Below are 8,657 nucleotides of genomic sequence, written 5' to 3'. Positions count from 1 at the left end.
GGCCTTCCGGCCTTCCGGCCTTCCGGCCTTCCGGGTGTTTTGGATTTTATAAAAAGGCTGCTGGACTCATCATGTTCCAGCAGCCTTTTTATTACGTCTGGCCGTATGGTGTGACGTCACACCCTGTCAGGGAATGCTTTAATCCTGCTCCGCACGGGAGAGAATATCCTTGCGGGGGAAGCGGAAGTCGATGTTGCAGAACTCGCAATTCATGACAATCTGCCCGTCATCCTGCGCCATGTGGTCCAGGTCATCGTTGGAGAAGCCTTGCAGCACATCAACCAGACGTGCGCGGGAGCAGCGGCAGCCATAGGCTAGAGCACGCGGCTGGCTGACATGCAGATCTTCCTGATGGAAGAGGCGGTGCAACAGCTCCGGGGCTGATAGGCTGTCATCCAGCAGTTCGCGGGCAGACAGTGTGGAGGCAAGAATGGTGGCGGTTTCCCAGTTTGCATCTGCGTCAGCATCGCCCACCACATGGGTCCCGCCTTCCCCTGCAATGCGTTCCAGAATCAGGCCACCAGCACGCCACCCGGCATCGGTCATTTTGCAGCTTAGGAACAGCCAGCAGGCATGTTGTTCACTGGTTGCAAAATAGTGGGATGCCATGGTTGCCAGGTCATCTCCGGCAATTTCCACAATCCCCTGATGCCGCTCCATATCCGGGCCTTGGTCAATTGTCAGGGCAAGGTAGCCATTGCCCAGCAACTCACGGTCGGTCGGGGTAGAGGTTTCAGCCAGAAGGGTGTTCAGGGCGTCTTCTTCCGTGCGGGCATAGAAGCGCAGGGCACCTGTGTCCGTGCAGTCTGCCACTAGCATGGAGACAGGGCCATCCCCTTTAATCTGAAGGGAGAAAGAGCCTTTGAACTTGAGGGCTGATGCCAAAGCAGCAACCAAAGCGAGTGCCTTGCCCGCCAGACGTGTAACGGCAGCCGGATGATCATGGCGCGTCAGCAAGACATCCGCCAGCACACCAAGATGCACCATACGGCCACGGACAGGGCGGCCTTTTAGATAGAAAGGCGTGACACCACCGGGCACAACAAGATCGGGCACATCGGGGCGGTCACGGTCAAGAAAAGCAGGGGTTTCCATAGTGGGGGCCTTATCGACACAAAAGAAAACGGCAGCACAGGGCGGCTGAAGCCAGCCGTTCTGCCTGCCGTTTTCCGCGCAGGGAGCGCAAGAAAGTCAGAAGCTGTTTTCTCTTAAATGGCGCTTGAAATATCGAGTTCAAGCTTTTCCAGTTTTTGCTCCAGCGTCCGCAGGGTGGTGGAATCCAGACCCACATTGTCTTTCAAGGCCCGCAACAGCCCTTGGCGGCAGGCATCGTGAGCGCTGTCCAGATCTGTGGCGCGGCCACAATTGGCAAGGCAGTCAAGGTAGGAGGCACGGAGCGGAGCTAGTTTTTCCGCAGTGACCGGCAGGTTTGCCAGAATCTCGTCCAGCGTTGTTTCCACCCAGCCAGGAACGGAGGGCGTATCTTCTGTTGTGGTGGGAACAACCTTATCCGTGCCAGTCATGCTTTATTCCTTGCCAAAAGAGGCCCAGTCCGCACCGCCCATAGCCCATGCCAGAATACCTTTCTGGGCATGCAGGCGGTTTTCAGCTTCGTCAAACACAACAGAATGTGGGCCTTCAAAAACATCCTGCGTGACTTCTTCCCCAATATGGGCGGGAAGGCAGTGCATAAACAGGGCATCTGCTGCCGCAAGCGCCATCAATTCTGTGTTCACCTGATAGGGCGCGAGCTTGGCAATGCGGGCTGCTGCTTCGTCGTCTGAATCAGACATGCTGATCCATGTATCAGTCACAACGCAGTCTGCCTTGTGAACAGCGGCTTTGGGGTCGTCCGTCCATTGCACGTCACCGCCCTGTGCCTTGGCCCAGTCCAGCACATCCTGCGCGGGACGCATGTCTGCTGGGGTTGCGGCGCGCAGGGCAAACCCGAAGCGGACTGCACCTTCAATCAGGGAGGTCAGCACATTGTTGCCATCGCCTGTCCAGGCAAAGGTTTTGCCTTTTACAGGGCCGCGATGCTCTTCAAATGTCAGGATGTCAGCCAGGATCTGCACGGGGTGGGAAGACGGTGTCAGCCCATTGATAACCGGCACACTGCTCCATTTGGCCAATGTTTGCAGGGAGTCCGTCTTGCCTGTCCGCAGGACCAGCGCATCCACAAAGCGGGAGAGCACGCGGCCAGTATCGGCAATGGTTTCACCCCGGCCAAGCTGCATTTCACCGGGACTGAGGATAATGGCATCCCCCCCAAGCTGGCGAATGCCGACTTCAAAGGACACGCGCGTCCGGGTGGAGGGTTTGGAGAGAATAATACCCAGCATCCGCCCCGCCAGCGGGCGGCGCGGGTGCAGTGGAAAGCGACGGTTCTGCTGCATGGTTTTCATGCTGCGGGCAACATCCAGAATCTGGCGCAGCGTTGCGGCATCCAGATCTTTCAGGTCAAGGAAATGGCGAGGGCCGACCTTGTCTGTGTTGGCAGGAACAGAAGAAAGGGCAGCGCTCACAGGGATGTCTCCAGAACAGTCGTATCAGCAGAAGAGTTGGACAGAACCGCCTGCCGCAGGCGGGAGACGGCCTCCCGGCAGTCCTCTTCAGTGAGTGTTAGAGGGGGAACCAGACGCAAAACATTGTCACCTGCTGTGACACAGAGCAGGCCTGCTCTCTGGGCGGCAGCCTGCACTTCTCCAACAGGAGGGATGCAGCGCAGACCGATCAGCAGGCCAAGGCCGCGGCGTTCTGCAAAAACGCCGGGAGCCTGTTTGATCAGGTCATCCAGCAGGCTGTCGAGCAGGGTAGCCCGCGCCTGAATCTGGTCCATGAAGCCGGGGGCCAGCAGAACATCCAGCACGGCATTTGCAGCCGCGCAGGCGAGGGGGTTACCGCCAAAAGTGGTGCCGTGGGTGCCTGCTGTCATGCCTTTGGCTACAGCCTCTGTTGCCAGCACAGCCCCGATGGGGAAGCCGCCCCCGAGCCCTTTGGCGCTAGACAGAACGTCAGGCGTAATCCCTGCCCATTCATGTGCAAACAGCTTACCGGTACGGCCTATGCCGCACTGCACTTCATCCAGTGCCAGCAGTACGCCGGTTTCATCACACACGGCGCGTAAGGCTTGCAGATAGGCGGTGGAAGCAACCTTGATGCCACTTTCCCCCTGAATGGGTTCCAGCATGACCGCAGCAGTGCGCGGGCCAATGGCGGCTTTTACGGCCTCAATATCGTTGAAAGGCACATGCACAAAGTCAGCAACCGGTGTGCCAAACCCTTCCAGATATTTGGGGTTGCCGGTGGCGGAGAGCATGGCCAGTGTCCGGCCATGAAACGCGCCCTCCATGCAGATGATTTCTGTGCGTTCCGGGTGGCCAGCCAGCGCCTGCGCACGGCGGGCAAACTTGACCATGCCTTCATTGGCTTCAGCGCCGGAATTGCAGAAAAAGACGCTATCCGCAAAGCTGTTATCAACCAGCCGCTGGGCCAGCTTTTCAGCTTGCGGTACCCGGAACAGGTTGGACACATGCATGACTTTGGCAGCCTGCTGCTGAATTGTCTGCACCAGGTGCGGGTGCCCGTGCCCGATAGAGCAGGTGGCAATGCCCGCAGCAAAGTCTAGGAATCGTCGCCCGTCCGTCGTGTACAGCCAGGCGCCTTCGCCACGCTCAAAAGCGAGGTCTGCGCGGTTGTAGGTCGGGGTCAGGGCTGGAATCATGAACTTTGTCTTTGTGTTGCGGTCATTGCGTGAAAAATGAAAAACAGGTGCAAAACGAAAAAAGCCCGCTGCCGTGCTGGAGCGGGCGATCCGTTGCACCCCCATGATGACAAGGGCCGCCCCCCGGTGTCAAACGTTGAGAGCGAAATTCTTTCATGAAACTGGCGCAATTCTTGCCTATTGTTGCTTTGTGGCGGCACAAAGTGGCCACAGCACTCTGTTTTGGGGCATAGAACCGCGTATGGCGTTGTCTCATTTACCTTCTGATTGTCCTTCCCCGCCGGATAAAGCGGCGTTGAGAGAGGCCGCATTGGCGCACCTGGCCCGGTTTGCCACAACGCAGCATGGGTTGGAGCAGGTGTTGCTGCGCCGTGTAGCACGGTGGGAGCGTGCGGCCCTGAAAGCCGGAGCGGACCGTGAGGATATTGCGGCACATATGGCGGCCCTGCGGCCTGTTGTGCAGGCTGTTGCGGCAGACATGGTGCAGCTTGGCGCTGTTGATGATGATGCGTTTGCCCGCGCCCGTGCCAAGCGACTTACCCGCTCAGGGCGCTCAGGCAAGGCGGTACAGGCCCATCTGGCTGCCAAGGGTGTTGAGGCAGAGGTACGGGCCGCAGCGCTACAGGGTGTAGTGGAAGGGTTCTCCGCGCGGGAGACCGAACTTTCTGCGGCCCTGACAGCCGCCCGCAAACGGCGTTTGGGCCCATTTGCCAACCTGCCACGCCTGCGGCGAGACGCCTCATCTGTTGAAGGCGAAGAAACGCAGGAAGAGCGCCGCCTACGCGGTATGGCAGAGCGGCAGAAAGCACTGGGCGTTTTTGCACGCTCCGGCTTTGGGCGCGATATTGCGGAACAGGTTTTGGATATGGATCCGGAGGAAGCGGCACAGTGGGTCGAACGATTAAAGTCCGAGTCGTAAAACGGGTCGTTTTTTACGCAGCGCCTCTTCTTTTGGCCGCCTGTGCGGGTGGGCGTGGGTGGAATGGCTCCGTGCAATGTGCACCGTATGCCCGTGAGCACTCGGCCGTTAACCTGCGGGGTGCCGCAGCCAGTTGGTGGGGGCAGGCGGGGAGGGTGTATGGCCGCAGCAGCACGCCTCGCAAAGGCGATGTTCTGGTTTTTCGGTCCACGCGCCGCCTGCCATCAGGGCATGTTTCTGTTGTGCAGCAGGTCAAAAGTGCCCGTTTGGTGCTGGTTGAGCACGCGAACTGGGAGCCTGGCCGCGTAACGCGCAGCGCCCCCGTGGAAGATGTTTCCGCTGCAAATGACTGGACGCGCGTGCGCGTCTGGTGGAGCCCGATAAGGGGGATGGGTAAAACCATCTACCCCACTTATGGTTTTATAGAGCCTTAAGCGTGGTCTGGCCCCGGCAAGGTGCATCACACGGGGCATACAGCGGGCCTGCTGTCTGATATAAGGAAGAACAGACTTGCATGACAGCACAATGGCCGCCATGTGAAAGAAGGACAGACACAGGGTATCTGGGCCGTCCAGCCTGTGTCAAAGGGAAACAAAGGACTGTTGAATGGGTAGCTTGAGCATCTGGCACTGGCTGATCGTGCTTATTGTTGTGCTGGTGGTGTTTGGTGGCGGCGGTAAAATCAGTTCTATGATGGGTGACTTCGCGAAGGGCATTAAGTCTTTCAAGAAGCATATGGCTGATGATGAGCCGATGGATGAGAGCGCCACACGCCCCGGCGGCCATATTCCTGCTCCGTCCGCCACATCGGTGGATCAGGCTGCACAGCGCGATAAAACGCACCAGCCCTGAAAACCCGGCCGGTCTGGTGGTGCCGTGTGCGCCAGCAGAGCCATGGTCAGGCAAGCAGGTCATCGTACATTCATGAGAGAGGTCGGGCGGGGTTCATGACGGATTTTGCGCAGGCTGTGCAGGATATTCTTGCCGCAGGGCAGCGTATGGACAACCGGGGCTGGGTGCCTGCTACAGCAGGGAACATCAGTCGCAGGTTGGCAGATGGTCGTATCGCCATTACGCGCTCAGGGGGCCATAAAGGCTTTTTGCAGGCAGCGGACGTCATCACGGTTGATGAAAACGGCAAACCGCATGATGCAGGAAACCGGCCCAGTGCCGAGACCCTGCTGCACTGCCAGATTTACCAGCAGGACCCCTCTGCGGGAGCCGTGTTGCACGGCCACTCTGTGGCATCGACCGTGCTTTCCATGATCGAGCCGACAGAGGCGTTGCAGCTCTCTGATTACGAAGTGCAGAAGGTGTTTGAGGGGCAGACCACTCATGATGCCACTCTTGCTGTTCCCCTGTTCAGGAACGATCAGGATATAGCGCGGCTGGCGCGTGAGGTAGCCCCGCATTTTGGGGTCATGCCTGCGGGCTACATCATTCGCGGCCATGGCGTGTATGTGTGGGGCAAGGATATGCCAACCGCATTGGCCAGGCTGGAAGGGCTGGAGTTTCTTTTGGCCTGCCTTCTTGAACGAAGGAAGCTGGGTGTATGAGCAGTCTTACCATTTTTCAGGATACGGTGCCGGAAACCCCTGTTCTGGTCACGTCTGACCCCGCCAAAATAGCAGCGGAGTTAAGACCGCTGGGTGTAAGGTTCGAGCGGTGGGAAGGCCCGGAAATTCCTGCCCGTGATGCGGAAGAAGAGGCCGTTCTGGCCGCGTACCGCCCCTTTTTGGACAAGCTGATGGGAGAGACCGGCGCAGGCTCTGCCGACGTGCTGCGCGTTGGACCAGAAACACCCAACTGGCCCACGCTGCGCGGCAAGTTCCTGTCCGAGCATACGCATAGCGAAGATGAAGTACGGTTTTTTGTGCATGGGGGAGGCCACTTCATCCTGCATGTGGCAGACCGTATTTATGATGTGGAATGCACCCAGACTGATCTGATCTCCGTACCAGAAGGCACAAAACACTGGTTTGACGGCGGCCCGGTGCCAGATTTTGTGACCTTACGCATTTTCACCCGCAAGGAAGGCTGGATAGCCGATTACACCGGCACGGACCTTGCCCATCAATTTTTGGCGTACCCCTCATGAAGACTGCTGCTTCTGCCCCGCGTGTTGTTCTGCTTGATATTGAGGGCACAACAGCGCCGATTTCTTTTGTGCATGATGTTCTGTTTCCCTATGCCCGCACGCACATGGCGCGCGTGTTGGAAGAGCGGAAAGATGACCCTGCGGTGCAGGCAGCATTGGCTGAGACGGAAAAGCTGGCCCCCGGCGTGCCCCCTCTTGAACAGCTTGAGCGCTGGATGAATGAGGATGCCAAAGTAGCACCCCTTAAAGCGTTGCAAGGGCTTGTCTGGGCGGAAGGCTACAAACGCGGTGCTCTTGTCGCGCGTCTGTACCCGGATGTCGTGCCAATGCTGGAGAGCTGGTACCGTGCCGGTATTGAACTGGCCGTTTATTCCTCAGGCTCAGAACCTGCCCAGAAACTGATTTACGGGCATACGGCACAAGGGGACGTTACCCCGCTTTTCACCCGTTTTTTTGACCTGCGCGTAGGCGGTAAAAAAGAAGCGGCCAGCTATGTCTCCCTGCTTCAGGAAGCCGGCTGGAAAGCCTCGGATGTACTGTTCCTGTCTGACGTGACGGCAGAGCTGGATGCCGCTGCACAGGCGGGACTGCGAGTATGCCAGATTGTACGCCATGAAGATGGTACGGTCGCCGGAACAGAATACCCCGTGGCAGGTAATTTGATTGAAGCGGCGTCCCTGTTCGGGTTGCCGGGTATAGGGCAGGCCTGACCATGCATGCCCAGTTGCACGAAAGCTGGTTGACCATTCCCCAGCAGGCGCGGGGCTGTGCTGCGGCGCTGGGCAACTTTGATGGTGTGCATCTGGGGCACGCCCATCTGGTTCATACCCTGCATACAACGCGGCCAGATCTGCCTCTGGCCGTGGTGACATTTGACCCGCACCCGCGTGAGCTGTTTCGCCCGCAGGACCCACCCTTTCGCCTCACTCTTTCGGACGAACGCCTTGCCGCTCTGGGTGCGCTTGGCGTGAAGCATGTGTTTCAGATCCCGTTTGATGAAGCCTTTTCCCTTATGCCAGCCGAGCAGTTTGTAGAGGACGTGCTGTATAATGGTCTGGGATTAAAGCACGTAGCCTGTGGGCCAGATTTTGCATTCGGGCACCGGCGCGGTGGGTCCGTGCCGTTTCTGGCAGAACGCACGGCTGAACTGGGGGTAGGGTTTACCTCGGTTTCAGCACTGGCAGATGCCGCTGGGCCATACTCTTCCACGCGTATCCGGCGGCTCTTGCAGGAAGGTTATCCTGAACGCGCACGGGATGAACTGGGGCGGCCCTGGTCTATTCGGGGTGTGGTGCAGCACGGGGATAAGCGTGGCCGACTGCTGGGGTTCCCAACAGCTAATATCCCACTGGGCAGGCATCTGGAACCAGCCCGCGGTGTGTATGCCGTGACCGTGCGCCTGCCGGATGGCAGCACAAAGCCCGGCGTTGCCAATATTGGCCGCAGGCCGACCATTAACGATGGGCAGGAAAGCAGGCTGGAGGTCAATTTGTTTGACTATCAGGGAGACCTGTATGGCCAGACGCTCTCTGTGGTGCTGCACCGGATGTTGCGGGCTGAAAAGCGGTTTGACGGGCTGGATGCCCTGAAAGCGCAAATTGCGCAGGACGCACAGGCAGCGCAGCGTGTCCTCAGTTCAGGAGCGGCGGCTGCATGACTATCCTTCTGCGGATAGCCTCTTATGCCATAGGCCTGCCGTTGCTGGCGTTTGTGCTTTATGCCGTTGTACCAGCGCGGCAGTATGTTGAGACGACCATAGCCGGTCTTTTCACCTATGCCGTTGTTACCTATCTGCTGAACGACCTTGTGTGCCGGCATAAAAACGGTGACCTCCGGTAGGACTGTTTTGCGCTTAATGCGGTTTTCTAACCGCAAAAGAGCCCATTTGCGCCGGAGCCGCTTGACCCGCCGCCCGT

The 8,657-nt window shown here is 58.5% G+C and carries 12 protein-coding genes; 8 read left to right on the top strand and 4 right to left on the bottom strand.

Translation table 11 applies throughout. From position 1 onward, the window contains the following. Positions 1-138 precede the first annotated feature (138 nt). From hslO to Abci_RS06475, 4 genes are all read right to left on the bottom strand, one after another. Positions 139-1,095, bottom strand: coding sequence for an Hsp33 family molecular chaperone HslO (gene hslO / locus Abci_RS06490; protein WP_048838325.1), 957 nt, complete (start codon positions 1,093-1,095; stop codon positions 139-141). Positions 1,096-1,208: 113 nt separating this feature from the next. Further along, positions 1,209-1,523, bottom strand: coding sequence for a hypothetical protein (locus Abci_RS06485; protein ID WP_048838324.1), 315 nt, complete (start codon positions 1,521-1,523; stop codon positions 1,209-1,211). 3 nt (positions 1,524-1,526) lie between these two features. After that, on the bottom strand, positions 1,527-2,525 hold the full coding sequence (argF, locus tag Abci_RS06480) for an ornithine carbamoyltransferase (RefSeq protein WP_048838323.1): 999 nt from the start codon (positions 2,523-2,525) through the stop codon (positions 1,527-1,529). Then, on the bottom strand, positions 2,522-3,724 hold the full coding sequence (locus tag Abci_RS06475; protein ID WP_048838354.1) for an aspartate aminotransferase family protein: 1,203 nt from the start codon (positions 3,722-3,724) through the stop codon (positions 2,522-2,524). Before Abci_RS06475 ends, argF begins: the two co-directional genes overlap by 4 nt. Positions 3,725-3,965: 241 nt before the next feature. Between Abci_RS06475 and Abci_RS06470 the strand changes: the two genes are divergently transcribed. The 8 genes from Abci_RS06470 to Abci_RS06435 all read left to right on the top strand — a co-directional run bounded on the left by Abci_RS06470 (position 3,966) and on the right by Abci_RS06435 (position 8,580). Beyond that, positions 3,966-4,643: a regulatory protein RecX gene (locus Abci_RS06470; protein ID WP_048838322.1), complete on the top strand. Its 678-nt coding sequence runs from the start codon at positions 3,966-3,968 to the stop codon at positions 4,641-4,643. Continuing rightward, on the top strand, positions 4,613-5,077 hold the full coding sequence (locus Abci_RS06465; RefSeq protein WP_048838321.1) for a CHAP domain-containing protein: 465 nt from the start codon (positions 4,613-4,615) through the stop codon (positions 5,075-5,077). The genes Abci_RS06470 and Abci_RS06465 overlap by 31 nt, the downstream gene beginning before the upstream one ends. A gap of 172 nt (positions 5,078-5,249) precedes the next feature. Continuing rightward, positions 5,250-5,495 (top strand): twin-arginine translocase TatA/TatE family subunit, encoded by a 246-nt coding sequence (locus Abci_RS06460; RefSeq protein WP_048838320.1) that lies wholly within the window; start codon positions 5,250-5,252, stop codon positions 5,493-5,495. Positions 5,496-5,590: 95 nt separating this feature from the next. Further along, entirely contained in the window at positions 5,591-6,199 is a 609-nt protein-coding gene (locus tag Abci_RS06455; RefSeq protein WP_048838319.1) for a methylthioribulose 1-phosphate dehydratase, read from the top strand. After that, positions 6,196-6,741, top strand: coding sequence for a 1,2-dihydroxy-3-keto-5-methylthiopentene dioxygenase (locus Abci_RS06450; protein WP_048838318.1), 546 nt, complete (start codon positions 6,196-6,198; stop codon positions 6,739-6,741). The genes Abci_RS06455 and Abci_RS06450 overlap by 4 nt, the downstream gene beginning before the upstream one ends. Beyond that, positions 6,738-7,451, top strand: a complete 714-nt coding sequence (gene mtnC, locus Abci_RS06445) for an acireductone synthase (RefSeq protein WP_048838317.1) — start codon at positions 6,738-6,740, stop codon at positions 7,449-7,451. The genes Abci_RS06450 and mtnC overlap by 4 nt, the downstream gene beginning before the upstream one ends. Positions 7,452-7,453: 2 nt before the next feature. Further along, positions 7,454-8,398, top strand: coding sequence for a bifunctional riboflavin kinase/FAD synthetase (locus Abci_RS06440; RefSeq protein ID WP_048838316.1), 945 nt, complete (start codon positions 7,454-7,456; stop codon positions 8,396-8,398). Continuing rightward, positions 8,395-8,580 carry a hypothetical protein gene (locus Abci_RS06435; protein ID WP_048838315.1) on the top strand — a complete coding sequence of 62 codons (186 nt, stop codon included), beginning with the start codon at positions 8,395-8,397 and terminating at the stop codon, positions 8,578-8,580. The genes Abci_RS06440 and Abci_RS06435 overlap by 4 nt, the downstream gene beginning before the upstream one ends. The last annotated feature ends 77 nt before the right edge of the window (positions 8,581-8,657 follow it).

Origin of the sequence: Acetobacter cibinongensis (assembly GCF_000963925.1) — a bacterium.
GTDB lineage: Bacteria > Pseudomonadota > Alphaproteobacteria > Acetobacterales > Acetobacteraceae > Acetobacter > Acetobacter cibinongensis.
Note: the sequence above shows the minus strand (reverse complement) of the source record. Positions and strands in the feature narration are given on the sequence as shown.

Excerpts from the sequence above, each read along its gene's own strand:
- Abci_RS06475 (WP_048838354.1), bottom strand. The coding sequence starts at position 3,724 with ATGATTCCAGCCCTGACCCCGACCTACAACCGCGCAGACCTCGCTTTT.
- Abci_RS06460 (WP_048838320.1), top strand. The coding sequence starts at position 5,250 with ATGGGTAGCTTGAGCATCTGGCACTGGCTGATCGTGCTTATTGTTGTG.
- mtnC (WP_048838317.1), top strand. The coding sequence starts at position 6,738 with ATGAAGACTGCTGCTTCTGCCCCGCGTGTTGTTCTGCTTGATATTGAG.
- Abci_RS06485 (WP_048838324.1), bottom strand. The coding sequence starts at position 1,523 with ATGACTGGCACGGATAAGGTTGTTCCCACCACAACAGAAGATACGCCC.
- hslO (WP_048838325.1), bottom strand. The coding sequence starts at position 1,095 with ATGGAAACCCCTGCTTTTCTTGACCGTGACCGCCCCGATGTGCCCGAT.
- Abci_RS06470 (WP_048838322.1), top strand. The coding sequence starts at position 3,966 with ATGGCGTTGTCTCATTTACCTTCTGATTGTCCTTCCCCGCCGGATAAA.
- Abci_RS06440 (WP_048838316.1), top strand. The coding sequence starts at position 7,454 with ATGCATGCCCAGTTGCACGAAAGCTGGTTGACCATTCCCCAGCAGGCG.
- Abci_RS06450 (WP_048838318.1), top strand. The coding sequence starts at position 6,196 with ATGAGCAGTCTTACCATTTTTCAGGATACGGTGCCGGAAACCCCTGTT.
- Abci_RS06435 (WP_048838315.1), top strand. The coding sequence starts at position 8,395 with ATGACTATCCTTCTGCGGATAGCCTCTTATGCCATAGGCCTGCCGTTG.
- Abci_RS06455 (WP_048838319.1), top strand. The coding sequence starts at position 5,591 with ATGACGGATTTTGCGCAGGCTGTGCAGGATATTCTTGCCGCAGGGCAG.